The sequence below is a fragment of the Nocardia sp. NBC_00565 genome (assembly GCF_036345915.1).
In the GTDB taxonomy this organism is placed as follows: Bacteria; Actinomycetota; Actinomycetes; order Mycobacteriales; family Mycobacteriaceae; genus Nocardia.
On the sequence record NZ_CP107785.1, the window covers coordinates 8223404 to 8247806 of the forward strand.

Consider the following 24403-nt stretch of genomic DNA (forward strand, 5'->3'; position numbering starts at 1 on the left):
CGGGGGCTTTGAGCACATGAGTCTGGATGTGCGCGTGCTCGGGCCCGTGCGATTGCTAGTCGGTGGTGAGCCGGTAGCGGTCGGCGGGCCCAAGCCGCGAGCCTTGCTCGCCGCGTTGACCGTCAACCGACGGCGCGCGGTGGCTTCGGTTGCCCTGGCCGATATGGTGTGGAACGAGGATCCGCCCGATTCCTACGCCGCCAGCCTGCAGGTATTCGTCTCGAATATCCGTAAGGCACTGCGTAATTCGGGTGTCGATCCGGCCATGGTGCTGCGCACCGAATCATCCGGCTATCGGCTCGAAATCCCGGAGGACGCCTGCGATCTCGGCCGCTTCGAGGCGGCCAGGGAGGCCGGCGCGCGCTGCGCCGAGGTCGGCGACAATGCGGGCGCGGCGCAGTTGTACGGAAATGCGTTGCGCGAGTGGAGCGGTCGGGCACTGGCCGATCTGGCCGGGTTGCAGTTCGCCGATGGTTTCGCCACCGCGATGGACGAGGAGCGGCTGCAGGCCGCCGCCGCCCGCATCGATGCCGAAATCGCCTGCGGGCGTGCCGCATCGGTGATCGGTGAGCTGGTCTCGATGACCAACGAACATCCGCTGCGCGAGCCGCTGTGGGGTCAGCTGATCACCGCGCTGTACCTGTCCGGCCGTCAGGCCGATGCGCTGGACGCGTGCCGTCGGGTGCGCACGGTGCTCGCGGAGGAGCTCGGTATCGATCCCGGCCCGGTACTGGTCGATCTCGAACAGCGGGTGCTGCGCCAGGAACCGCTGAGCACGATGGAGCTCAAGCGCACCGAGCGGCTGGCCGCGGCGATGACCGAGACCGTCACCGAAATGCCGCGGGCGGTCCGCAGCGGACAGTTGCGCATGCCCGATGGCCGGGTCCTGGCAATCGCACAGGGCGGTATGCGCATCGGCCGGATGACCGATAACGATCTGGTACTCGACGACCCGAAGGCCAGTCGCTACCACGCGCACATCATGCCGAGCCGGGCCGGACTGCTGATCAAGGATCTGCATTCGGCCAACGGCGTGTACGTCAACGACGAGGCGATCGAGAGCGGAGCCCTGCTCGCCGACGGCGACACCATCCGCGTCGGCGCGACAGTACTGGTGTTCCAGGCGATTCAGTAGTCAGTTGCAGGCGATCCCGTCCCCATCGGGATCGAGGTACGCGTTGTACCCGGGCTGCCCGCGATACAGGATCTTGCCCTCGGCGCGCACCTGATCGCAGTCGGTGTAGGTCTTCGTCGACTTCTCCTCGGACTCCTGCGGCGGCGGCACATTCGAGCCCTTGGGTCCCGGGCGATAGCTCGGAATCGGCAACGAACCGTCCGGGCCTGCGGTGGCGGAGATGGTGGGTGAATCGGCGACGGCAGTCGGCGCCGTGACGGCGAAGCCGCCGACCGCGAGACAGGCAGCACCGATCGCGGGCACGATACGGCGGTACATCAGTGCAGTGTTCACGTCATCCATCCTGCTCCGCAGTCGGCGTTCATGTCAGTCCGCTTCATTCGCAGGCGATTCCGTCGTTGTCTCGATCGAGGTGCGAGGCGTATCCGGCTGACCGCGGTAGAGCGGGGTTCGGCTCGTGGATGGTTTGCCATCGGTGCGCAAGTCGGGCGAGACGAAACGGGCAAAGCAGGTAGGGTCGGTCGCTGGTGGGTGTCCTGCGAGAGTCGAGGGGTTGCCGATGGCTCGGCGGTTGATGGCTGTGCTGGGTGCTGTCGTGTGCGCGGCGGGGGCGATGTCGTATGAGGGGCGACCCGCCGGCGCGGATGTGTCGGGTGCCGGCCCGTGTATGACCGATCCGGCGGCCGTGCACGAAGGGCTCGTACCCAAGATACTCGAGGTGCCGGTTCCGTATCCGGTGATCACCGTGTTGCCGCCGGATCGGGTCGAGCCCGCGCCGACCCGGACGCAGATGGAGCTGCCGACGGATCCGTGCGCAAATCCCTGCCCGGATCTCACCGACGTCCCGACGCCGCCGCCGAGTCTCGCGAATCGACTCGGCATTCCGGAAATCCTGTTGAGCCCCAAACCCTTCCACCTCGGGATCCCGGGGCCGGGACCGGATCCCGGTCAGGTGCCGCCGCCCCCGCCGCGCGTGGATCCGCCGACCGAGCCGGCCGCGCAGTCACCGGCCCGGGCGCAGCCGCGGATCGGCGCGGTCACCGAGGTGGCCAAGCAGACCGGCGCGAATTCGGTCAATCGCACCGATAAGCGCTGGCAGGTGGACGGTACCGACCTGGGCATCATGTGGGAGAGCGCGCCGGGCGAGATCGCGACCGCCTTCGGCGACACCATCGGGCGCGGTTTCCACCCGCCGGGCGGGTTGGGGATGGACTGGCGCAGCAATGTGCTCGCCTTCAGCACCGATCGGGATCTCGCCGACGGGATGACCTACGACCGGATGGTGACCGACGACCGTTGCCACGCCGCGGAAGTGCTCTCCAGCCGCAAAATCGACAATGTCGAGGTCACCACGATTCCGACCTCCGGTTTCGCACTCGGTGACCGGCAGTACCTGAGCTACATGTCGATTCGCACGTGGAACAGCATTCCCGGCACCTTCTTCACGAACTACGGCGGCATCGCCTACTCCGATGACCATGGTCAGAGCTGGACCAAGGATCCCTACGCGCGCTGGGACAACATCTTCGGACTCGCCAATTTCCAAGTGAGCGCGATGGTTCCGCAGGGCGACTACGTCTACATGTTCGGCACGCCGAATACCCGGTTGGGTGCGGTAGGGCTGGCCAGAGTGCCCAAGGATCAGTTGCTCAACACCACGGCCTACCAGTACTGGCGGGACGGAAACTGGACTCCGGTAGGCGGATTCGGCTCCGCGAGCCCGATCGTCGACGCGCCGGCCGGTGAGCTGTCGGTGCGCTTCGACGCCGCTCGAAACGTCTGGCAGATGAGCTATTTGGATACCGCCAAGGCGGCTCTGGTTGTCCGCGAATCGGATTCACCGCAGGGCGTATGGTCCGACGGCGCACCGACGGTGACGGTGCGCGATTACCCCGAGCTGTACGGGGGATTCATCCACCCCTGGTCCGCGGGCTCGAACCTGTACTTCACTATCTCGACCTGGAGCGACTACAACGTGTACCTGATGCGTGCGACTCTCGAATGAGGGTGCGCCGCTAGGCGAATCGAACCTCGGCGATGGCCCGGCCGAAGAGTTTGCGGCCTTGCGAACTGCCCGCGAGCACGACCGTCGCGCTCCGCCTGTGCGGATTCAGTGACTTGATCTTCCCGCTGAACTCGACGGTGCTCGGGGCCTCGGGGGTGACCGGAACGAATCCGGAGAACCGCACGCTGAACTTCTCGATGGCCGTCGGATCGCCGAGCCAGGAGGTCAGATAGCCACCGGCCAGGCTCATGGTCAGCATCCCGTGCGCCACCACCGACGGCAGTCCGGCCAGTTCGGCCGCGCGGTCGCTGAAGTGAATCGGGTTGTGATCGCCCGAAACTCCCGCGTAGTTGGCCAGATCGCCGCGCGTCACCTGCGCGGTCGCGGCCGGGATCGGCTCGCCGGCGGATAGCCGGTCGAAGTCGGGGAGTGTGTGCACGATCTCGTTCGACGCCGCGGGCCGTCCGCCGGGCGGGCCGTCCGCGGCCAGGGCGACCAGTGGGCCGCCGGCGGGGTCGGCGATATCACCGACGGTGACCGGGCGCGTGTGCATCATGATGTTCTCGACGGTGTCGGTGATACTGGGGTCGATCTCGACTCCGCGGCGCGCCACGATGGTGGTCGAACCCGACTGCACGATTTCCCCGTGCTGATTGATCAGCGAGAACGTCACCAGGATGAAGTCGTTGTCGCCGAACTGCCGGATCGATTCGATCGCGATCTCGGTGGTGAGCCGATCGCCCGCGACGATCGGCCGGGTCAGCTCGAAGACCTGGTCGGTCTGCAGGATCTGGGACATGTCGTAGTGCGAGAGCACCGAATCCAGCAGGGCCCGGGTCGCACTGATGCCGATCACCGAGGCGAAGGTTGGCGGCGCGACGATGCCGTCGTAGCCGAGCTTGCGGGCGTCCGGTTCGAAATGATGTGCGCCGTGCCGACTCTGGGTGGCGCGCGCGAACTCACGGACCTTCTCCCGGCCGACCGCGTAATGGTCGCGTATCCGGAACCGGCGTCCCGCCAGTGTGGCTTGCTGCACAACTACTTCGGTTTCCGGCTGCGCTATTGTCTGTTCCCTGACCATGATCCGGGCCATGCTACTGGCGAACCGGTCTGTTGACCAGGTAAGTGTGACGATCGCTACCGCACAACCCCGTGCCTACGGGGTGCCGACGGACGGCGGATCGCACACCTTCCAGCCGTCGTCGGTCCGCTCCAGATCGAAGGTTCGGGCCGAGCGCTTCGTCGGATCCGCGTCGGTATAGACGGTGGCCTGCGCGATCGCGGTCTTGTCTGTGATCTTGATCGCATCGACGCCGGCCACCACCGGAATGTTCTTCCGGTCCATCGACAGCTGGTGCACGCTCGCGAACTGGTCCGCGGGGATGCCCTGATAGAAATCGTGCAGTGGACCGCATGTGGTTTTGCGCAGCGCCGCGAGATCGCCGGACTTCAGCGCCGCGGTGTAGTCGGTGATGCTGGCGCGCACCTTGGCGTCCGGGGAGTTGTCGCCCCGATTCCCGATCAGCACGACCGCCAGTCCGACCACGGCGACGACCACCAGGGCGGCCGCCCCGAGCAGCGTGTACAACCCGCGTTTCGACCGCCCGGCCGGTGCCTCGGCGGTGGCCGGTGGTTGCATGCCGGGCGGGGTGATCCGCTGTGGCTGCGCGATCACCCGTGGCTGCGGCGGCCGCGAACCCGGGACCGGCTGTGCGGGCGTTGTCTGCTGCATATCCGCGGGTGAGGGCGCCGACGCCACCTGACGTGGCCGAGTCGACGGGCGCGCTGCGGACGGCGCGGTCTCCTCGAGTCCGGGCCCGGTCTGCGCAGGTCCTTGTGCCCCAGCCTGTTTCGGCCCCGACGCCGGACGCGGTGTACTCGGTGGTTTGGTGATCGGCGCGGGTCCCGCCGCGGGCGGTACGACCCGGTCGGTGCCTGCGGGCTTCGCCCCGGCATCGGTCCGCATCCGTTGCGTGGCGTCCTTGTCGACCGGCTTCTGAATCGGCAACGCCATCGTTTTGTCGGCATCGAGTTTGTCGAGGTCCGCCTTCGAGACCACCGGCATCGCGACGGTCTTGTCATCGGCCCCGGCCAGCTCCGGCTCATCCCGACGTTTCGTGTTGCCGGCCCCGGCATCCGAAGTCGCGGCCGCCGACGGCTTGTTCGCCGGGTCCACCCGCCGCATCACCATGGTGGCCGCATCCGCCCCGGCGACATCCGCCGCAGCATCCCCGACCTGGCCACCATTTTCGTCGACCGGTGCCGCGGCCTTGCTCGCGCCCGAATCCCGCCGGATCACCGTGGTCTCCGCGTCAGACCCTGCGGCAGCAGTACCGGAGGGCCGTACGGGTTCACCCGATGAACTCGCGGATCCAGCGGCTCGGATGGCGGGTCCACCCGTTGGTCCTGCGGATGGGGTGGTGGGTGCGCCGGATGGTCCGGTCGCTTGGGCGGGTTCGCCAGACGGTTCGGTGGCTCGGGTGGCGGCCCCACCTGTCGGCCCTGCGGATGGGGTTGCGGGTCCGCTTGACGGTCCTGTCGATGGGGTCGCGGATCCGCCGGATGGCGCGGTGGCTCGGGTGTCGGGTCCGCTTGACGGTCCCGATCGGGTGGCGGGTCCCCCCGTCGGTCCTGTCGATGGGGTGGTGGGTCCGCGGGATGGCGTGGTGGCTTGGGTGTCGGGTCCGCTTGACGGTCCCGTGGATCGGGTGGCGGGTCCCCCCGTTGGTCCTGTCGATGGGGTGGTGGGTGCGCCGGATGGTCTTGCGGATTGGGCGGTGCGTCCGTCTGATGGTCCGGTGGATGAAGTGGCCGGGCCGGACTGCGCCGCGCGAGCGGCGGCTGCGGCACCGACGGCTCGACCGGCGGGTCCAACGGAAGGAGCAGCAGAATCGCCGGACTGCGCGGCGCGTTCGTTGGACGGTACCGCCGGACCTTTCGGGGGAGTCGCAGCGCCACTGGGCTGTGCGGAAGCGGCCGGTCCGGATTTCGCGGCGGGTCCGCTGGGTGGTGCGGATGCGGCGGACTTGCGGTCTGTCGCACCGGCCTCGGATCGGGCTGCGGCGTCGGATTGATCGGACGTGGAACCACCCGAGGCGGTGGGCGCCGCCGGGCCGCTTGCGGATCGAACCGCTGGACCGCCTTGTTCGATCGCGGCGGTCGGCGCATCGGGTCCGCTGGCGAGGTTCGTCGGCTTGTCGGCGGTGGACCTGCTGGCAGGCGGTGTCGCCTTGCCCGGAACCGCGCCTGATGCCGCCGCGCTCGGGGCGGCAGGTGTCGCCGGGCTGCTGGTGGATCGGGTCGTGCGATCGTCCCGTTTCATCGCGGCGGTCGGCGCATCGGGTCCGGCCGGGATGTTTGTCGGCCTGGTGGAGCCGCCAGCGGGTGGCGTTGCCTTGCCGACAGCCGCACCGGATGCGGCGCCGGGAGCCGATTGGCCATTGCCGTCTTTGTCCTCGGCGACACCGCGTGGGATCGCTGTGGTCCGTGCTTCGGAATTCGGCCTCGTGCCGATAGGTCCATTCGGAGCGGAACCGCCGCCGGCGGCCGGTTTCGCGGAACCAGCGGCGGATCGGTCCGTGGCATCGTCACGTCGGCCGGCGCCAGCAGTCTTGTTCGACGCGTCTGCCGAAGCCGTTGATTTCACATCGCTGGATCGACCGGAAGCCGCAGGTGTCGGCCGATGGCCAGCGGCTTCGGCGGGTTTGCCGAGCGCTGCGATATCCCCGGTCGCCGCACTCTGGCTACTCGTCTGCGCCGCACCGGTCGACGGCTGCTTTGCCGCCGAAGCTGGGATGGGCCGAGTCGGCGCGGCAGCCGCGCCGGCACCGGGCTTCGCGGACGCGTTGGGGTCCGGTGCGGGGGTCCGGTTCGCGGGGGTGCCGGGGCGCGGGGTCGCCGCGGGGCGGCCGGAATCCCGCGCCGGGTTCTTCTCGTCGTTCGGGTCGGACACCTAACTACCCCTCGCTCAGCCGCAACAGTGTGAACTCGACGGCCAGCCTAACCAGCAAATCGGTCAACTGGGAGTATTCCCCGGCCCTCGTGCTCCGGCGGCCCCGGCCACCGTCGTGGACGCTCGGTACCCAGTGGGTGGAACACGGGCGTCAGCGCGGCTCGCGCGCGCAGTGCACAATGAACCGCATGACCTCGTTCGGTGACTTGCTCGGACCGCAACCGGTACTCCTGCCCGAAGACTCCGACGCCGAGGCGGCGCTGCTCGACAAGGCCGATCCGGTGCAGGTCGCGGCTGCGCATCCGGCGGCTTCGATCGCGTGGGCCTACCTCGCGGAGGCCGCGTTGGAGCGCGGCGGGGCCGAAGGCGATACGCAGGTGGTCAACCATGACATCGTCGCCGCCTACGCGTTCGCGCGCACCGGCTACCACCGCGGCCTGGATCTGTTGCGGCGCAACGGGTGGAAGGGCTTCGGGCCGGTGCCGTGGAGCCATGAGCCCAACCGTGGTTTCCTGCGCAGTGTCGGCGCGCTCGCCCGTGCGGCCAGGGCCGTCGGCGAAACCGAAGAGTATGCACGTTGCCTGGATCTGTTGGAAGACTGCGATCCCCGCGCGGCATCCGAGCTCGGCCTCGACTGAGCCGTAGTTGATCGATCCGAACTCCCCGGTCGGCGTTGCCCGCGACAGCAGCATCGAGAAGCTGCGCAGCTCGTGGGCGCGGTTGCGGCTCTCGGCGCTGCCGATTCTGCAATGCGCGGTGGGCGCGGCGCTGGCCTGGTTCATCGCGCACAAAATAATCGGGCATACCCAACCTTTCTTCGCTCCGACCGCAGCCGTGGTCTCGATCGGTATCTCGTTCGGCGCTCGGCTGCGCCGGTCGGTGGAGTTGGTGGTCGGCGTCGCGGTCGGCATCGGCATCGGTGATCTGTTCATCACCCGAGCGGGCACCGGCGTCTGGCAGATCGCCTTCGTGGTCGCGGTGGCCATGGCACTCGCGGTCTTCCTCGACGGCGGCTCGATCATCACCATGCAGGCCGCCGGTTCGGCCGTACTGGTCGCCACCCTGCTGCCGCCCTCGGCGGGCGGCGGCTTCTCGCGCATGATCGACGCGCTCGTCGGCGGTCTGGTCGGTGTGGTCGTCGTCGCCTCGATACCGCTGCATCCGGTGCGCCGGGCTCGCGAACAAGCGGCGGAAGTCCTTGCGGTGATGGCCAAATCGCTGCACGAGTGCGCCGACGGACTCCTCGAACAGGACCCGGAGAAGATCCGCCTCGGCTTGACCGCCGCGCGCGCGACCCAGCCGCAGATCGACGGTCTGCGCTCCACACTCGACGGCGGCCGCGAGATCAGCCGGATCTCCCCGCTCTACTGGAATTCGCGCCAGCGCCTGGACCGTATCCGCGCAACCGCCGACCCACTCGACAACGCCGTCCGCAATACCAGGGTGCTGCTGCGCCGTTCCCTCACGCTGGTGCAGGACGACGAAATCCTCGACCCGCGACTGATCGACGAGCTGGAACGCCTCGCCCAAGCCGTCGAGGTGGTGCGCCGAATGATGCTCGCCGATCCCGGCCAGCAGCCCGATCAGGCCGAGGCCGCCAGGGTATTGCGCGGCGTCGCCAAGGACGCGCGACCGGAACTCGTTGACGGTGCGGGACTTTCGGCGCATGTGGTCTTCGCGCAGACCCGCTCGATGCTGGTCGATCTCCTGCAGGTCTGCGGTATGCAGCGCATATCCGCGATGGCACTGTTGCCCCCAACCGTCCCGCACCCGCACGTACCGCCCGCGGAATGAGCTGACTACTCAGCGGATTTCGGACATTTCACACCGGTGTGCGGGCACTGTCACAACCCTGAGCTTCCGATGGTTGATCTTCGCGTAGTCCGCTACTCGTGTTCGCGCCTCGGCCCGGTCATAGCCTCGACAGGCACCGCAATTTACGAGGGGTAATGCGGTCGGACGCTTCGCACGACGGCGAAACGCCCTACCGGCCATTTTGGTGTGGTGGCCGGGCGGGTCAGGGCGCAACGCGGTCGAGCGAAGAGGTCGCCCGGTCCGGAGATCGGGCCGGGCGACCGGAATAGGTTGAGCTCAGGTCCAGAACCGCGTCAGCCAGCTGCCGTACCGCGACCAATCCGCGTCGACCCCGGACAGTTCGTACAGCGAGTAGACCGCGTCGAAGAAGATCTGGTTGATCGATGGCGTGAACAGCAGCGCGAACAGGATCAGCATGCCGAACGGTTTGAACTGGTCGAGCGCACGCCGGGTCTGATAACCCAGCGACGGCTCGAGCACGCCGTATCCGTCCAACCCGGGCACCGGCAGAATGTTCAAAAGCGTTGCGGTGATTTGCAGAAACGCCAGAAAGCTCAGGCCATACCAGAACGCGCGATGCGAGGTATCGCTGCCGAAGAACCGCACGACCAACAACAGCAGCACCGCGCATACCGCATTCACCGCGGGTCCCGCACCACTGATGATCCGTTGCATGCGCGGGCTGACGTTATGCGTGTGCACGTACACCGCGCCGCCCGGCAACCCGATACCGCCGAGCGCGATGAACACCATCGGCAACACGATCGACAGCAGCGGATGACTGTATTTCAGCGGATTCAGCGTGAGATAACCCCGCAACTCCACCTCGCGATCACCCGCCCGCCATGCCGTGAACGCATGTGCGAACTCGTGCAGGCACAGCGTGACGATCCAGCCGAAGACGACCAGCAGGAAAACTCCGAACTTCGCCCGCGTCGACTGCACGTCGGCATCCCAGGCGAGTACCCCGCCGACCGCGGCTATCGCGATGACCAGCAGGAATATCGGACTCGGCCACACGGCCCCGAGTGCGGCGCGGCGACCAGGAAACGGAATCGTCATCGCGCCAAGAACCAGTTTTCGTGATGCCGATAGAACGAGGACCGCGGCAGGATCCGATCGTTGGCGATGCCGTCCCTGGTCACCACCGCACCCGGCGTGCCGAGCTGCGCCGCCCGGCCCGCTATCCAGCGACGCTTGCGCAAGAAGCCCTTCCGCCGCACGCTCGCCCGCACGCCCGGCAGCTCCAGCGTCGGGGATACGAGCATGGCATTGACCTTGCCGGAGAACAGCTGGGTGTCATCCACGTAGGCCTCGCCTTCGAGCTTCTCGCCGCCGGGGCCGGTGATCACCGCCCGCCCGACCAGCACTGTGCCGGTGTCGTCGCGGATCAGTGGGGTCTCGGTGGCCCGGCCCTCCAACGCCCGCTTGGCGGCGGCGTTACCGGTGCCGAGCTGGTAGGCGCGGGAACCGTAGGTCTTGTCGACGGGCACGTAGCCGATTTCCACCTGCAGTCGTTCGGTCCGCATCAGATGAGTCAGCACCGATGCCAGGGCGGCGTCGTCGCCGAGCACGATCAGCCGGGGCAGGCTGTCGGCGGCCAGGACGGGCAACAGCTCATCGATCACAGTGTTCTCGGGGATGGCGGTCGTCTGCGATACCGGCAGCGCGGCGAGGGCGATGGGTACCGGTGCGCCGTCGCAGCGGAGAACGTGGGTACTCAAACTGCCGTACACCCTCCTCGGTTCAGCCGACAACCCGTCGGCCACCCTCGCAACTTTCAGCCGAACCCGCTGCTGGTCCGCTGTGCCACGCAACCATAGCTGTGTTTTTGGCCGCGCGGGCGCGGCGTGTTCGCGGCCCCCGGATGTCTCGCGTCCGACCCTTTCGAGCGACCTGCAAGCAGTCGCAAGCGGTGCCGTCGAGACTCGCGCCTGCGGCGCATGCGCTTCGACGACTCGGACGCGAGACGGGCCGCGAATGGGTCGCTCGTAAGACTCGCTCCGTGGTCCGTAAGTAGCAGCACTCGCTTGCGAACCAGACGGACGCCAGGACGTGGTTGGGCGTTGGGTAGACTGTGCTTCCGGCCACCGCCTCATTACGGCAGGTAGCTGCAACACTGGTGCTTACCCGCCCCGCCGGCTCCGTCGGCTGCCATCCCCCGGGGTGTTGCGCGTCGAACCGTAGGAGATACGACCATGCCGGCAATCGTCCTGATCGGCGCCCAATGGGGCGACGAGGGTAAGGGCAAAGCAACCGATCTGCTCGGTGGCAGATTGCAATGGGTCGTCCGGTACCAAGGCGGAAACAACGCCGGTCACACGGTCGTGCTACCCAACGGCGACAAGTTCGCATTGCATCTGATCCCCTCCGGCATCCTCACCCCCGGCGTGACGAATGTCATCGGCAACGGTGTCGTGGTCGACCCCGGCGTGCTGCTGGCGGAGCTGGCCGGACTGGAGGAGCGCGGCGTCGACACCTCGGGTCTGCTGCTCTCGGCCGACGCGCACTTGATCATGCCGTACCACGTGGCCATCGATAAGGTCACTGAACGCTTTCTCGGCAACAAGAAGATCGGCACCACCGGTCGCGGTATCGGCCCGTGCTACCAGGACAAGGTCGCGCGGGTGGGCGTGCGGGTCGCCGATGTGCTCGACGAGAAGATCCTCACGCAGAAGGTCGAGGCGGCCCTGGAGTTCAAGAACCAGGTGCTTGTGAAGATCTACAACCGCCGTGCGCTGGACCCGCAGCAGGTGGTAGACGAGGTGCTCGGCCAGGCGGACAGCTTCAAACACCGCATCGCCGATACCCGACTGGAGCTGAACCTGGCCTTGGAGCGCGGGGAAACCGTGCTGCTGGAGGGCTCGCAGGGCACCCTGCTCGATGTGGACCACGGCACCTATCCGTATGTGACCTCGTCCAATCCGACCTCGGGTGGTGCGGCGGTCGGTGCAGGCGTCGGGCCCAACAAGATCAATACGGTGCTCGGCATCCTGAAGTGCTACACCACGCGCGTCGGCTCGGGCCCGTTCCCGACCGAATTGTTCGACAACTTCGGTGAATTCCTGGCCAAGCAGGGCGGCGAGGTCGGCGTGACCACCGGCCGGGCCCGCCGCTGCGGCTGGTTCGACGCGGTCATCGCGCGCTACGCGACCCGGGTCAACGGCATCACCGACTACTTCCTCACCAAACTCGACGTGCTGTCGAGCCTGGACCGGGTGCCGATCTGCATCGCCTACGAGATCGATGGCAAGCGGGTCGAGCAGATGCCGACCACCCAGACCGAATTCCACCATGCCAAGCCGATTTACGAGGAGATGCCCGGCTGGTGGGAGGACATCTCGCAGGTCAAGACGTTCGAGGAATTGCCCGCCAACGCGCAGGCATACGTTTTGCGCCTGGAGGAGTTGTCCGGCGCGCGGATTTCCTGCATCGGCGTCGGACCGGGCCGTGATCAGACGATTGTCCGCCACGACGTGCTCGGGCAGGGCTGACCAGGCGGACCCGCTGTCGCCGTTCATCGTTCGTTGTCTTCGATCATGATCCGTGACGAACTACAGTAAGTGCTATGGCTCGGAACTGGCCGATGATCGAGCGCGAAACCGAGTTCGAAGCGATCCGCGCGGCCCTCACTGGTACTGAACACGTTGGTGCGGTACTGACCGGGGACGCCGGTGTCGGAAAGACGACGCTGGCCAGACATGCGACCGCCGCTGTCGGCGGCAATATCAGGTGGGTGGCGGGCACGGAATCGGCCCGCAGCATCCCGCTGGGCGTGTTCGCGCATATGGTCGGCGTCTATACGGCGCACGATCCGGTGACCTTCATGTCCGCCGCGCGCGAAGCACTGCTCGCCGACGGGCACGCGATCATCGGCGTCGACGATGCGCATCTGCTCGACCAACTCTCCGCGACGCTGTTGTTGCAGTTGGCCATCGACAAGGCCGCGCATATCGTCGCGACCGTGCGCAGCGGGGTGCAGGTGCCCGACGCGGTCACCTCGCTGTGGAAAGACGGCCACCTGCTGCGCATCGATCTCAACCCGTTCTCGGAGCGCCAGAGCGTAGATCTGGTGGAGCAGATGCTCGGTGGACAGCTGGAAGGCTTCACCGCCAACCTGATGTGGGAGTCGTCCGGCGGAAATGCGCTGTTCCTCAGGCATTTGGTGGAGGGCGCGCTGGAGGCGGGCTCGCTGCGCCAGGTGAACGGCGTCTGGCAGTTGCGCGGCCGGGCCGCGGTGACCTCGGAATTGGCCGCGCTGCTGGAGGATCGGGTCGAGCAGCTGCCCGAATCGGTGCTGCGGGTGCTCGAACTGCTCACCTTCTGCGAACCGATCGACCTGGACGTACTGGCCGAACTGGCGGGCGAGGAAGCCGTCGAGGCCGCCGAAACCCGCGGCCTCATCCGGGTCGTCGAGAATTCACACCAGTTGATCGTGCGCTACAACCATCCGCTGTTCGGCGAGGTGATCCGGCGCAGACTCGGCATCGCCTCGGCGCGGCGACTGCGCGGTCGGCTCTACTCTTCGCTCAGGGAACGGCCGATCAATTCCGCGCTGGACCGCATCCGGCTGGCCGAATTGGCTTTGGACAGCGATAAATCCGCCGATCTCGAACTCTTCGAGGCGGCCGCCGCGGATGCCATCGGGCTGGCCAATCTGCCGCTCGGCGAGCGCTTCGCCAGGGCCGCGGTGGAACGTCGCGGCGGGGTGGAGTCCGCGGACCTGCTGGCGCGTGCATTGCTCTGGCAGGGCCATCGCATCGAGGCCGAACGCACCCTGGCCAGCTTTGATCCGGATCAGATGACCGAGGTGCAGCTGGCCAACTGGGGCAGCACCCGGGTCTCGAATCTGTTCTGGGCCATGGGCGACGCCGAACGCGCCGACGAGGTGCTCGCGATGCTGCGGAGCAAGGTGCAGCACCCCAAGATCGTGGCCACCTTCGAGGGGCTGGCCTCGGCCTGTGCGGTCAACGAAAACCGGCTCGAGGACGCGTTTTCCGGAGCCGAGGCGGTGATGGAGACCAAAGGCGCGCCGCCATGGGCGGTGTGGTGGGCCTCGTTCGGCGGTGGCTTGGCGCTGGCGTTGATGGGCAAGGGTGAGGCGGCGCGGCAGTACGCGGCCCGCGGGCACCAGGTGGAGTCGCATATCGACGGGCTCAACCGGTTCATCTCGACCCATGCCGAGGTGCTCGCGCTGACCTTGACCGGTGATCTCGAGGCCGCACGCCGTTGTGCCTCAGGGTATTTCGGCTACTCCTCGCCGGGCCAGTACCTGGCCTGGGGCATGTCGAAGATCCTGCAGGGCACCGTCGACGTGGCGCAGGGCCGCTTCCTCGACGGGATCGAACATCTCGAGCAGGCGGTGGCGGCGCTTACCGCCGAAGGGGCCGCGGCCTGGCATATACCGGCGAGAATCCGGATGGCCGAAGCGTATTCGGCACTCGGCCGGGCGCCGGAGGCTGCCGAATCCGTCGCCGAGGCGAGTGCGCGCGGTGGCAGGCACAGCGCGGTTTACGACCCGCAGTTGGAGATCGCCCGCGCGTGCGTCGCCGCCGCGGAAGGCACCGTCACCCCCGCCATCCGACTGGCCATGAGCGCCGCCGACGCGGCGGCCCGCTCCCATCAGCACGCCATCGAGGCCATGGCATTGCACGCGGCCGCGCGCTTCGGCGACCACTCCGCGGCCGGTCGACTCGCGGATCTGGCCGCCCGGGTCGATGGCGCCCTGGTGCAGGTCCAGGCCCGACACGCGGTGGCACTGGCCGCCCACGACGGACCCGGACTCGATAAGGCCGCAGCCGAATTCGAGCAGATCGGCGCCCTGCTCTCGGCCGCCGACGCCGCCGCCCAAGCCGCATCGGCCCACGAACGAGCCGGGGACCGCCGCCGCCTCCTGGAATCCGCCGCCGCCGCGAACCGCCTGGCCGCGGCCTGCGGCGGCGCGAGCACCCCCGCCCTTCGCCAAGCCGCCCAACCCCTGCCGCTCACTTCGCGTGAACGCGAAATCGCGAATCTCGTTGCCGCAGGCCTGTCCAACCGCCAAATCGCCGACCGCCTCACCGTCTCGGTCCGTACGGTGGAAGGCCACCTCTACCGCGCCTGCATCAAAATGGACGTAACCGACCGCGAGTCCCTCGGCGCACTCATGCGCGGCGAGTCTTCCGCACCCAGCTGACCGCCTCCTCCGGTGGCGTCCTGGGCGGCATGGCAGGCGCCACCCGTTGAAATCCGCGCTGCCGAAATTCGGATGACTGGGGCGAGTCCGGCGCGCTACCTTCGGTTTCGAAGCATGCGTGGTGGGTGTAGCTCAGGTGGTTAGAGCGCCTGGTTGTGGTCCAGGAGGTCGCCGGTTCGAATCCGGTCACTCACCCTCGGGCGGTGGGGTTATCGGGTGATGCGCCAGGTGATGCCGAATTGGCTGAGGGAGTTCAGGAAGTCGGTGGGGTCGAAGGCTTCGGCGGGGGCCAGGACGCCGGGGGCGGCGCTGCCGTTGGTGAGCCGGGCGGCGACTTCCACGGCCATGAGTGCGGAGTCGACGTAGGCGTCGCGGCCGCTCACCACGCCGCGCACCGTATTGCCGTCCGCCGCATAGGAGTCGACCACCAGATCGTAGGTCAGTCCCGGAGTCGGTTCCTCGGGCAGTGATTCGACGATCTCGGCGGTGAAGCTCGACAGTTGGCTGTGGAAGGCGGTCTCCAGAACGCCCTCGACATAGGAGACGTTCGTGTGCCGGGGGAGGGTGAGCACCGGCGGCTGCGGAAACTTCGACACGGCAGTGGGTTCGGTGTCGCCGGGGAAGGTCATCTCGGCATGCCGTGTGGTCGTGCCGGTGCGCAACTCGCCTTCCTGGTAATGCCAACCGCCGCTGCGGAACCAGTCGAGGCTCGCCAGCACCGTCCGTGCGCTGCCCTTGGATCCGTGGCCTTCGCTCGTGCCGTGCAGGCTGATCGAGATCTCCACCGGGCCGGTGAGGCGTTGGGCGGTCAGGTGGCCGAGCAGGTCGCCCGGGATATTGCTGTTGGTGATGCCGGGGACCGCCGTCACTCCGGCCGCCTCGGCGCGCGCCGCGTACTCGTCGAAAACACGTTTGATGAACAGCTGCTCACCGGACATATCGGTGTAGTGCGCACCCGCGTCGATCGCGGCGGCGACCACCGCCTCGCCGAAGCTCACGTAGGCGGGCAGGCTGCTGATCACCGCGTCGGCACCGGTGAACGCGGCGACCAGGGCTTGGTGGTCATCGAGGTCGGCAAGCCGGATCTCCGCGTCGGGGATGCCCGCGGCCGCCGCGGCGGTATGCAGCCGATCGGCGTTGCGGCCCACCAGGATCGGCGTTATGCCGCGACGGTTCAGTTCGGTGAGGAGGTGGCCACCCGTGACGCCGGTGGCGCCGTAGATGGCGATTGTGACGGTGTCTTTCGTCGTTGTCATGGATACGACACTATGGGCGACAAATGAGTATATGAATGGCTGAACAACTCGATCAGATGTCTGAAACGCTCATCAGGGAGCGTATGGTTAACGGGTGGACATTCTCAGCGAAACCATCGCGGCAATCCGCACGGGCAACCCGACCTCCGGCCTGTTCATCCGGCACGCACCATGGGGACGCGCCTACCCGGTCGTACCGGGCGCGGGTTTCCATGTGGTGCTACAGGGTTCATGCTGGGTGGTGCCGCCCGGCGGCGAACCGATCGCCCTCGGCGTCGGCGACGTCTTGTTCATGCCGCGCGGCGCCGACCACGATCTGGTCGACCGCCTCGACAGCCCGGTCACCGAACAGGCCAAGCCAGGTGAGCCGCGCGAGCTCACCGGCCCCGGCGCACGCGCCGTATTGCTTTGTGGCGCATACGAACTCGGCAGACAGCGCAGCCATCCACTGCTCGACGAACTCCCCGAATTCATCCATCTCCCGGCACGTCCCGGCCGCCACCCGTCCTTGCGCGCCGCCGTCGACCTGCTCGCCGCCGAGGTCGCCGAACCGAAACAGGGCAGCGATGCCGCCGTCCCCGCCATCCTGGAGACTCTGCTCCTGTTCATCCTGCGCGCCTGGTTCGACGAACAAGCCGCCGATGAACCGGCCACCGGCTGGGCCGGCGCCTTCGCCGACCCGGCGGTCGCCGCCGCCCTGCGCGCCGTACACGAAGAGCCGGCCCGCACCTGGACCGTCCCCGACCTCAGCGATATCGCCGGCGTCTCCCGCGCCACCCTGGCCCGTCGCTTCACCGCCACCGTCGGCGAACCGCCCTTGGCCTATGTCACCCGCTGGCGCATGCTCACCGCGGCCCGTCTCCTGCGCGACACCGACGGCTCCCTCGGCACGGTGGCCCGGAAGGTCGGCTACGCCTCCGAATTCGCCTTCGCCAAGGCGTTCAAACGCGAATACGGGCTGGCTCCAGGCCAATACCGCCGCGCCGAAGACAAACCACCCCTGGTCGCGGTATGACCCTCGATCGCAATCGTCGAGCACCTCAGCTGAAGGGCGTCTTCGGACGTTCCTGTAGGTCGCCGTCGAGGTAGATGTCGACTTTTTCGTTGTAGAAGCAGACCAGTCCGGCGATTTTTTGGCTCTCGGGCAGCGGCGTCCGGTAGCCCCACACGTAGTCCGGATATTCGTGGTCGGCGATGTGGACGGTCCAGTAGTCGGCGGTGCCCTTGTAGGGGCAGCTGGTGTGCGTCGGCGACGGCTTCAGCAGGTCCAATCGGACGTCGGGCAGCGGCAGATAATACCGTGCGGGGAGGCCGGTTTCGAACAGGATGCGGGGTGAGTGGGAGTCGGCGACAGTGGTGCCGTCGATTTCCACGCGGACGTGGCGGGAGCTGGCGAGGATGTCGACCCGGGAATACGGGTCGCGGGCGTGCACGTAGACCGGCTCGTCCTCCTCGAACCACTCGTCCATGGCATTCCACTCCAGCCGCACGAGCTCGTTCAGCTCGGGCAGCGGGGAGTCGTGATAGCGCAGTGCCGCGCCCGCCGCGGTGGCGCCGTCGACAACCACGTCGTATCCGGTGGCCGTGCCGCGGCTGGGGGAATTCTTGCTGGTGCCGTTCGGCTCGAGCTTCGCGTGCAGATCCGCGACCGGCAGATAGTAGGTCGGGTAGTGCGGGCTCTCCCACACCAGGACCGGCCGGGCGGTATCGGCGACCAGTTGGCCGCCTAGATAGACCCGGACGCGCTTCTGGCTGGTCGCTACCTTGACCCGACCGCGCATGTCATCAGTCATACTCTCCGACCGTACTCCGGCTCGGTTACTCGACTACCGCCCCGACGGCAGGTGCTTCGGTAACGAATTCTTCAGGGCTTCCAGCAGTTCCTTCATATCGGTCTCCAGGCGAGCCAGCCGATCGATATCGAAAGCGGCCAGCCCGGGCGCCATCGCCTCGCCGAAGGCGCGGCGCGCCTCGGTCAATCGGGTACGTCCGGCCGGGGTGAGCTCGACGACGACGGCCCGGGAATCATCCGGGTCCTTGTGCCGGGCAGCGAAACCATCCGCGACGAGCTTACCGATCAGCGCCGTTGCCGCCGGTTGGGAACATCGATCGATACGGGCGAATTCGCTGACCCGCACGGCACCGTGTTCGTCGAGCACCGCAAGTGCTCGCATCACCGCGCGTGGTAGGTCGTCACCGCTGATCACCCCGGCCAGCCGGGTCAGCCGACCTGCGGTGACGAGTAGGTTGACCACGATGTCATCTGCCACCTGAGCCTGCTGCACAGAATATTATTACATACGCTAACTATCTGTGCGGGCGTGGAGGTCATAATGCGGCACCGACCTGCGCAAACGATAGCGCCCCGGGGAGTGGGACTCCACCGGGGCGCATAACGACTACGCGGGCTGAGTCAGTGGCCTGCGTGGTTGCCCGAACAGCTGCGCATCGCCGTGCGCCCGTTTGAAGAACAGATGCGCGTCGTGTTCCCAGGTAATGGCGATCCCGCCGTGCAACTGCACCATCTCCGCGACGATGGTCGTGAACGCCTCCGAACACTGCACCCGCGCCGCCCAGACATCCTCCGCCGCCGACGGGCTCTGCTCCGCCACCGCGACCGTCGCCGCCCGCGAGGCGGATTTGGCCGATTCCACCAGCACATACATATCCGCCATGCGGTGCTTGAGCGCCTGAAAACTGCCGATCGCCCGCCCGAACTGCACACGGGATTTGGTGTACTCGACCGTCATCTCCAGGCAGTACTCGGCCGCGCCCACCTGTTCGGCAGCCACTGCCGCCCAAGCGATTTCATGCAGGCGCGCGGTGATGACCACAGGATCCGCGGCACCGAGCCGCCGCGCGGGCACCGCGGCGAAGGTGACTTCGGCGAGCTTGCGGGTCGGGTCCATGGTCGGGACGGCGCGCCGGGTCACGCCGACGGCACCCGCCTCGACTTCGAACAGTCCGATCGAGGTAACCACGACAAGAGTGTCGGCATTCAACCCGTCGAGTACGTAATGCGCTGTACCGGACAATGTTCCGTCCTCGGCGTGCACACCGGGCTCATCCCAACCGCCTGCCCCCGCCCAGCACACCGCGATCGTGCGAGTACCTTCGGCAACCTCGGGCAGCAGCCGCTCACACGCCTCGGTGTCGCCCGACAGCAACACCGCCTGCGCACCGAGCACCGCCGAACCGAGCATCGGCACCCCGGCCAGCGTGCGCCCCAATTCGCCTACCACCAGCAGCGATTCGAACAGACTCGCACCGAACCCGCCGTATTCCTCCGGAATCGCCAGCGCGCCGACACCGATCTGCTCGCACAGCAGCCGCCACAGGTTCTCGTCGTAGCCGAGTTCTGTCGCCATTCCGGCGCGGACCGCGGCCGACCCGGCATGCTTGCCGAGCAGCGCACGCACCGACTCGGTGAACTCCTGCAGCTCATTCATGCGGTACCCCGCAACGCACGCTCCCGAACCACTTCGTCGCGCAGCGCCCGAGCGATCCGCGAGCGGTGCAGATCCGGTGTGCCCCAAGCCGACCGGAGTGCGGTCACCTTGGTCAACCACAGTGACAGGTCGTACTCGGCGGTGTACCCGATCGCGCCGTGCACCTGTAGCGCCGCCCGCGCCGCGCGATACGCCGCGTCACCACAGGCGATCACAGCCGCCGACACATCGCGGCTGCGCGTCGACTCTCCCATGGTGAGCGCCGCACGGTAGAGCAGCGGCTCCGCCAGATCCAGCCCGATCAGCACATCGGCCAACTTCTGCTTCACGGCCTGGAATTCACCGATCGGCTTGCCGAACTGCTTGCGTTGCTTGGCATATTCGGTCGCGGCCGCCAATAGCGCCCGACCCGCGCCGAGCAGCTGTGCGGCATTCGCCAGTGCCCCGGTATCGAATGCGACCGCAACGGCTTCCGGCACCTGATCGCCCTCGGCGACCACGTCATCGGCTTCCACAACGAACAGCCGCCGCGCCGGATCGACCGACCGCATCAGACCCGCTCGATGCGCCGTGCATACCTTATTGCCGTCCGCGATCAACACCACCTCGGCGGTATCCGCGTCCAACGCGACCCTGCCGTGCTCGGGTGCGGCGAACGCCAGTGTGCCCAGCGCCGCGCCGTCCGCGAAACCGGGCAGCCAACGCGCGGCCAGCGCGGTATCCGGAAGGGCTTGCAGCAGTGCGGGTATCGCGGCGGCCGTCTCCACCAGCGGTCCGGGCGCGGCGGCCCGGCCGATCTCCTGGAACGCGACGACCAGATCGATCGGCTCCGCGCCGACGCCGCCGTGACGCTCCTCGACGGCAAGGCCGAACACGCCCGCACCGGCCAGCTGCCGGATGAGTCCGCGGCCGGGCCGGGGATCGCCGGTGGCCCACGCGCGCACCGCGGCAGGTGTCCGCCCGGCATCCAGCAGCTTGCGCAGGCTGGTGCCGAAGTCGAGTTGTTCCGGGCTGAGCGCGAATCTCATCGGCTGCTCCCTCTCGGTAGTCCGAGCAGCCGCTCGGCGATGATATTGCGCTGAATCTCGTTGGTACCGGCGTAGATCGGGCCGGACAGCGAGAAGAGATAGCCGTCGGTCCACGGCCCGGACCGTTCGGCGGCGCCGCCGAGCACGTCCAACGCGGTTTCGTGCATGGCGATATCGAGTTCGGACCAGAACACCTTGGTGATCGACGATTCCGCGCCGAGTTTGCCGCCCTCGTTCAACCGGGTGACCGTGCCGAAGGTGTGCAGCCGATACGCTTCGCTGCCGATCCAGGCGTCCACCACCGCGTCGCGCTGTGCGGTATTGGTGCGATCGCTGGAGTCGAGCCACAGATCGATCAGCCGCTGTGCGGTCGCGCTGAAGCGGCCCGGGCTGCGCAGCGACAGCCCGCGCTCATTGCTCGATGTACTCATCGCGACTCGCCAGCCCGCACCGGGCTCGCCGATCACATCGCGATCCGGGACGAAGACGTCGTCGAGGAAGATCTCCGCGAAGCCGGGTTCCCCGTCCAACTGCGGAATCGGCCGCACCGAAACACCATCCGCCGACAGCGGGAACATCACATAGGTGAGTCCGCGATGCCGTTCGGCCTCGGGATCGCTGCGGAACAGCCCGAATGCCCAGTCCGCGAACGACGCTCGCGAACTCCAGGTCTTCTGTCCGCTCAGCAGCCAGCCGCCGGTGGTGCGGCGCGCGGTCGAGCGGATACCGGCGAGATCGCTGCCCGCCTCCGGCTCGGACCAGGCCTGCGCCCAGATATCGTCACCGCGCGCCATCCGCGGCATGATCCGATCCAGCTGTTCGGGCGTACCGTGCTCGAAAAGTGTTGGCGCCAACAGGAAGATGCCGTTCTGACTGACTCGCCCCGGCGCGCCGGCGGCGTAGTACTCCTGCTCGAAGAGCACCCACTCCAGCAGTGAGGCGTCCCGGCCGCCGTACTCGCGCTGCCAGGAGACGACCGAAAGGCGCGCGTCGGCGAGGGTGCGTTCCCATGCGCGATGCGCCTCGAAACCGGCCTTGGTATCCATCGAGGGCAGCGGTTGGGCGGGTTTGTTGGCGGCGAGGAAATCCCGGACCTCCTGCTGGAATTCCCGAGTCGCCTGATCTAGCTCCAGATCCACTACGCTGTCCCGTTCTGCTCGGACTTCGGCTGTGTCGCATTGGCCTTCATCGATTTGGCGTTCATCCCGCCCAGCGGGTCCGCACCGACCTCGGCATTGTGCGCGTGCGCGAAGTGATGCAGGCCGAACACCGAATCCATACCCGCGCGCATGCCCATCAGATCCTCGGCCTGGTTGACCGCCTTCTTGGTCAGTGCGAGCCCGAATTGCGGCATGGTGGCGATCTTTTCGGCCAGTGCGAGGGTTTCGTTCTCGAGTTCGTCGCGCGGCACGACCCGATTGACCATGCCCCACTCCTTGGCCTGCGCCGCGTCGAACCGGTCCCCGGTGAACAGGAACTCCTTGGCCGCGCGCGGCCCCATCACCCACGGATGCGCGAAGTACTCCACACCCGGAATACCCATGCGGACAACGGGATCGGAGAAGAACGCGTCATCGGCGGCGATGATCAGATCACAGACCCAGGCCAGCATGAGCCCGCCCGCGATACACGCGCCCTGCACCATGGCGATGGTCGGCTTGGGGATTTCCCGCCAGCGCCGGCACATGCCGAGGTACACCTCGGTCTCGCGGGCGAAGCGTTGATCGCCACCGACCCGGTCCACATGGTCCCACCACAGCGCTGCCTTGTTCGGGTAGCGCACATGGTGATCGCGTCCCGGAGTTCCGATATCGTGCCCGGCGCTGAAGTGTTTGCCGTTGCCCGCCAGCACGATCACCTTGACCTCGGCGTCCTCGACGGCACGCTCGAATGCCGCGTCGAGGGCGTAGGTCATCACCGAGTTCTGCGCGTTGCGGTAGTCCGGCCGGTTCAGCGTGACAACGGCGACGGCACCACGCTTTTCATAGGTGACGACATCTCCTTCATCAGGAACACCGTTCTCCTCGGACATTACGACTTCTCCTCACGTAGTTGACGCTTGAGCACTTTCCCGGCCGCGCTGTAGGGCAGCTGATCGCGGAATTCGATGAACCGGGGGACCTTGAAGTTGGCGAGAACCGTTGTCGCGTGCGCCAATACCTGGTCCTCGGTCAGCGTCGAACCCGGTTTGCGCACCACGTAGGCCTTGCCCACCTCGCCCATTCGGGTATCGGGTACGCCGATGACCGCGGATTCCGCGACACCGTCGAGCCGCGCGAGTGCCTGTTCGATCTCCGCCGGGTACACATTGAATCCGCCGGAGATGTACATATCCTTGAGCCGGTCGGTGATCTTCAGATAGCCGCGCTCGTCGATCGTGCCGATATCCCCGGTGTGCAGCCAGCCATCGGCATCGATGGTCTCCGCGGTGCTTTCGGGATCATTGAGATAGCCGAGCATCACATTCGGGCCGCGCAGCAGCACCTCACCCGCGTCACTGAGCCGCAGTTCGAAGTCGGCGATCGGGCGTCCGCAGGTATTCGCGATGGTCTCGGCGTCATCGTCCGGTCGGCACATGGTGCCGAAACCGGCGGCCTCGGAAAGACCATATGCCGTGATGACGATGTCGAATTCGAGTTCGGAGCGCATCCGCTCGATCAATACCACCGGCACGGTTGCCGCACCGGTCGCGGCGATCCGCAGCGTGCTGAGATCGAACTTGGCGCGGTCCGGAAAGTCGAGGATGGTCTGGTAGATGGTGGGCGGCCCGGGGAGCACGGTGATCTTCTCTTCGCCGATCAGCCGCATGGCGGTCGGCACGTCGAACACCACCTGCGGAATGATCGTCGCCCCGGTCACCAGACATACCAGGATTCCGGCCTTGTAACCGAAGTTGTGGAAGAACGGGCTGATCACCAGATAGCGATCGTCGCTGTGCACCGTGGTGCACTCGGCCCAGGCCCGCACCACCGACAGTGCCTGCCGGTGCGCGACCAAGGTGCCCTTGCTGCGCCCGGTAGTGCCCGAGGTGAACAGGATGTCGGAAATATCCTCGGGGTCAACCGATTCCGCGCGTTCTACCGCCGCCGCCAAGGAGACGGTTTCGGCGATACCGGCCAATTGGGACCAGTTCAGTGCGTCCGCGTCGGTGGTTTCGGTATCCGATTCGACCGGAATCACGACCACCGTGTCGATGCGCAGATCCGGTGCGGCGGTGCGCAATTCGGCGAGCCGGTCGCGGCCGAGGAAGGTGCCCGCGATGAACAGCGCCTTCGCGTCGATTCGGGCCAGCACATCGGCTGCCTCGTCGGCGACATAACGCGTGTTGAGCGGAACCAACGCCGCCCCCGCATAGTGCGCGCCCAACGCGGCGATCACCCAGTGGTGGGTATTGGGCGCCCACATGGCGACCCGATCGCCCGACCGCACCCCACGGGCGATCAGCGCCCGCGCCACCTGCTGCACTGCCGACAGCAACTGCGTCCAGTCCAGTCGGACCGTGCCGTCGCCGAGGGCGGGCGCTGCGCCGAAGGTGCGCGCGGCGTCGTGCAGTGCCATGGGTGTCGTCTGTGCAGGGGTTGTCACGGT

Annotated in this window: 22 protein-coding genes and 1 tRNA gene; 9 read left to right on the forward strand and 14 right to left on the reverse strand. The window is 67.3% G+C overall.

Features of this window, described 5'->3' with window-relative positions:
* Window positions 1-16: 16 nt before the first annotated feature.
* Complete coding sequence (locus tag OG874_RS37935) at window positions 17-1135, forward strand: BTAD domain-containing putative transcriptional regulator (RefSeq protein ID WP_330251853.1); 1119 nt, start codon at window positions 17-19, stop codon at window positions 1133-1135.
* On the opposite strand, the gene OG874_RS37940 is transcribed toward OG874_RS37935, so the two are convergent.
* Window positions 1136-1468 (reverse strand): excalibur calcium-binding domain-containing protein, encoded by a 333-nt coding sequence (locus OG874_RS37940; RefSeq protein WP_330251854.1) that lies wholly within the window; start codon window positions 1466-1468, stop codon window positions 1136-1138.
* A 43-nt stretch (window positions 1469-1511) separates the two neighbouring features.
* Window positions 1512-1811, reverse strand: coding sequence for an excalibur calcium-binding domain-containing protein (locus OG874_RS44990; protein ID WP_442943470.1), 300 nt, complete (start codon window positions 1809-1811; stop codon window positions 1512-1514).
* Between OG874_RS44990 and OG874_RS37945 the strand changes: the two genes are divergently transcribed.
* The gene (locus OG874_RS37945; protein WP_330251855.1) at window positions 1695-3140 is read left to right on the forward strand and encodes a DUF4185 domain-containing protein; all 1446 of its coding nucleotides are present in this window, start codon (window positions 1695-1697) and stop codon (window positions 3138-3140) included. The two genes, OG874_RS44990 and OG874_RS37945, sit on opposite strands and share 117 nt — an antisense overlap.
* A 10-nt stretch (window positions 3141-3150) precedes the next feature.
* Here the strand turns inward: OG874_RS37945 and OG874_RS37950 are convergent, their stop codons facing one another.
* Window positions 3151-4221 (reverse strand): fused (3R)-hydroxyacyl-ACP dehydratase subunits HadA/HadB, encoded by a 1071-nt coding sequence (locus OG874_RS37950; RefSeq protein WP_330251856.1) that lies wholly within the window; start codon window positions 4219-4221, stop codon window positions 3151-3153.
* 75 nt (window positions 4222-4296) lie between these two features.
* A complete protein-coding gene (locus OG874_RS37955; protein WP_330251857.1) occupies window positions 4297-5439 on the reverse strand; it encodes an Rv0361 family membrane protein in 1143 nt (380 codons plus the stop codon).
* Window positions 5440-6334: 895 nt separating this feature from the next.
* On the opposite strand from OG874_RS37955, the gene OG874_RS37960 reads away from it, so the two are divergent.
* The 3 genes from OG874_RS37960 to OG874_RS37970 all read left to right on the forward strand — a co-directional run bounded on the left by OG874_RS37960 (window position 6335) and on the right by OG874_RS37970 (window position 8886).
* Complete coding sequence (locus tag OG874_RS37960) at window positions 6335-7096, forward strand: hypothetical protein (RefSeq protein ID WP_330251858.1); 762 nt, start codon at window positions 6335-6337, stop codon at window positions 7094-7096.
* Window positions 7097-7280: 184 nt separating this feature from the next.
* Window positions 7281-7730, forward strand: a complete 450-nt coding sequence (locus OG874_RS37965; RefSeq protein WP_330251859.1) for a DUF3151 domain-containing protein — start codon at window positions 7281-7283, stop codon at window positions 7728-7730.
* A gap of 7 nt (window positions 7731-7737) precedes the next feature.
* The gene (locus OG874_RS37970) at window positions 7738-8886 is read left to right on the forward strand and encodes an FUSC family protein (RefSeq protein WP_330251860.1); all 1149 of its coding nucleotides are present in this window, start codon (window positions 7738-7740) and stop codon (window positions 8884-8886) included.
* A gap of 297 nt (window positions 8887-9183) precedes the next feature.
* On the opposite strand, the gene OG874_RS37975 is transcribed toward OG874_RS37970, so the two are convergent.
* Both OG874_RS37975 and OG874_RS37980 read right to left on the reverse strand, forming a co-directional pair.
* Window positions 9184-9969: a site-2 protease family protein gene (locus OG874_RS37975; protein WP_330251861.1), complete on the reverse strand. Its 786-nt coding sequence runs from the start codon at window positions 9967-9969 to the stop codon at window positions 9184-9186.
* On the reverse strand, window positions 9966-10631 hold the full coding sequence (locus OG874_RS37980) for a hypothetical protein (protein ID WP_330251862.1): 666 nt from the start codon (window positions 10629-10631) through the stop codon (window positions 9966-9968). Before OG874_RS37980 ends, OG874_RS37975 begins: the two co-directional genes overlap by 4 nt.
* Window positions 10632-11105: 474 nt before the next feature.
* On the opposite strand from OG874_RS37980, the gene OG874_RS37985 reads away from it, so the two are divergent.
* The 3 genes from OG874_RS37985 (at window position 11106) to OG874_RS37995 (ending at window position 15277) form a co-directional block, all read left to right on the forward strand.
* The gene (locus tag OG874_RS37985) at window positions 11106-12401 is read left to right on the forward strand and encodes an adenylosuccinate synthase (RefSeq protein WP_330251863.1); all 1296 of its coding nucleotides are present in this window, start codon (window positions 11106-11108) and stop codon (window positions 12399-12401) included.
* 74 nt (window positions 12402-12475) lie between these two features.
* A complete protein-coding gene (locus OG874_RS37990) occupies window positions 12476-15082 on the forward strand; it encodes a helix-turn-helix transcriptional regulator (protein WP_330251864.1) in 2607 nt (868 codons plus the stop codon).
* A 121-nt stretch (window positions 15083-15203) separates the two neighbouring features.
* A tRNA-His gene (locus tag OG874_RS37995) sits at window positions 15204-15277 on the forward strand.
* A 14-nt stretch (window positions 15278-15291) separates the two neighbouring features.
* On the opposite strand, the gene OG874_RS38000 is transcribed toward OG874_RS37995, so the two are convergent.
* On the reverse strand, window positions 15292-16338 hold the full coding sequence (locus tag OG874_RS38000; RefSeq protein ID WP_330251865.1) for a saccharopine dehydrogenase NADP-binding domain-containing protein: 1047 nt from the start codon (window positions 16336-16338) through the stop codon (window positions 15292-15294).
* A 94-nt stretch (window positions 16339-16432) separates the two neighbouring features.
* Here OG874_RS38000 and OG874_RS38005 point away from each other — a divergent pair, with 94 nt between their 5' ends.
* Window positions 16433-17353 carry an AraC family transcriptional regulator gene (locus OG874_RS38005; RefSeq protein WP_330251866.1) on the forward strand — a complete coding sequence of 307 codons (921 nt, stop codon included), beginning with the start codon at window positions 16433-16435 and terminating at the stop codon, window positions 17351-17353.
* 25 nt (window positions 17354-17378) lie between these two features.
* Here OG874_RS38005 and OG874_RS38010 read toward each other — a convergent pair whose 3' ends face one another.
* The 7 genes from OG874_RS38010 to OG874_RS38040 form a co-directional block, all read right to left on the reverse strand.
* Complete coding sequence (locus OG874_RS38010) at window positions 17379-18131, reverse strand: DUF427 domain-containing protein (protein ID WP_330251867.1); 753 nt, start codon at window positions 18129-18131, stop codon at window positions 17379-17381.
* 33 nt (window positions 18132-18164) lie between these two features.
* On the reverse strand, window positions 18165-18608 hold the full coding sequence (locus OG874_RS38015) for a MarR family winged helix-turn-helix transcriptional regulator (RefSeq protein WP_330251868.1): 444 nt from the start codon (window positions 18606-18608) through the stop codon (window positions 18165-18167).
* Window positions 18609-18737: 129 nt separating this feature from the next.
* Window positions 18738-19787 carry an acyl-CoA dehydrogenase family protein gene (locus tag OG874_RS38020; protein WP_330251869.1) on the reverse strand — a complete coding sequence of 350 codons (1050 nt, stop codon included), beginning with the start codon at window positions 19785-19787 and terminating at the stop codon, window positions 18738-18740.
* Complete coding sequence (locus OG874_RS38025) at window positions 19784-20815, reverse strand: acyl-CoA dehydrogenase family protein (protein ID WP_330251870.1); 1032 nt, start codon at window positions 20813-20815, stop codon at window positions 19784-19786. Before OG874_RS38025 ends, OG874_RS38020 begins: the two co-directional genes overlap by 4 nt.
* Window positions 20812-21954 carry an acyl-CoA dehydrogenase family protein gene (locus OG874_RS38030; protein WP_330251871.1) on the reverse strand — a complete coding sequence of 381 codons (1143 nt, stop codon included), beginning with the start codon at window positions 21952-21954 and terminating at the stop codon, window positions 20812-20814. The genes OG874_RS38025 and OG874_RS38030 overlap by 4 nt, the downstream gene beginning before the upstream one ends.
* Window positions 21954-22847 (reverse strand): enoyl-CoA hydratase, encoded by an 894-nt coding sequence (locus OG874_RS38035; protein ID WP_330251872.1) that lies wholly within the window; start codon window positions 22845-22847, stop codon window positions 21954-21956. The genes OG874_RS38030 and OG874_RS38035 overlap by 1 nt, the downstream gene beginning before the upstream one ends.
* A complete protein-coding gene (locus OG874_RS38040) occupies window positions 22847-24400 on the reverse strand; it encodes a FadD3 family acyl-CoA ligase (protein ID WP_330251873.1) in 1554 nt (517 codons plus the stop codon). Before OG874_RS38040 ends, OG874_RS38035 begins: the two co-directional genes overlap by 1 nt.
* Window positions 24401-24403 lie beyond the last annotated feature (3 nt).

What these genes read in the sequence shown, in the direction of transcription:
- OG874_RS37935 (WP_330251853.1), top strand. Translation starts at nt 17, where the DNA reads ATGAGTCTGGATGTGCGCGTGCTCGGGCCCGTGCGATTGCTAGTCGGT.
- OG874_RS37945 (WP_330251855.1), top strand. Translation starts at nt 1,695, where the DNA reads ATGGCTCGGCGGTTGATGGCTGTGCTGGGTGCTGTCGTGTGCGCGGCG.
- OG874_RS37950 (WP_330251856.1), bottom strand. Translation starts at nt 4,221, where the DNA reads ATGGTCAGGGAACAGACAATAGCGCAGCCGGAAACCGAAGTAGTTGTG.
- OG874_RS37965 (WP_330251859.1), top strand. Translation starts at nt 7,281, where the DNA reads ATGACCTCGTTCGGTGACTTGCTCGGACCGCAACCGGTACTCCTGCCC.
- OG874_RS37975 (WP_330251861.1), bottom strand. Translation starts at nt 9,969, where the DNA reads ATGACGATTCCGTTTCCTGGTCGCCGCGCCGCACTCGGGGCCGTGTGG.
- OG874_RS37985 (WP_330251863.1), top strand. Translation starts at nt 11,106, where the DNA reads ATGCCGGCAATCGTCCTGATCGGCGCCCAATGGGGCGACGAGGGTAAG.
- OG874_RS37990 (WP_330251864.1), top strand. Translation starts at nt 12,476, where the DNA reads ATGGCTCGGAACTGGCCGATGATCGAGCGCGAAACCGAGTTCGAAGCG.
- OG874_RS38000 (WP_330251865.1), bottom strand. Translation starts at nt 16,338, where the DNA reads ATGACAACGACGAAAGACACCGTCACAATCGCCATCTACGGCGCCACC.
- OG874_RS38010 (WP_330251867.1), bottom strand. Translation starts at nt 18,131, where the DNA reads ATGACTGATGACATGCGCGGTCGGGTCAAGGTAGCGACCAGCCAGAAG.
- OG874_RS38020 (WP_330251869.1), bottom strand. Translation starts at nt 19,787, where the DNA reads ATGAATGAGCTGCAGGAGTTCACCGAGTCGGTGCGTGCGCTGCTCGGC.
- OG874_RS38025 (WP_330251870.1), bottom strand. Translation starts at nt 20,815, where the DNA reads ATGAGATTCGCGCTCAGCCCGGAACAACTCGACTTCGGCACCAGCCTG.
- OG874_RS38035 (WP_330251872.1), bottom strand. Translation starts at nt 22,847, where the DNA reads ATGTCCGAGGAGAACGGTGTTCCTGATGAAGGAGATGTCGTCACCTAT.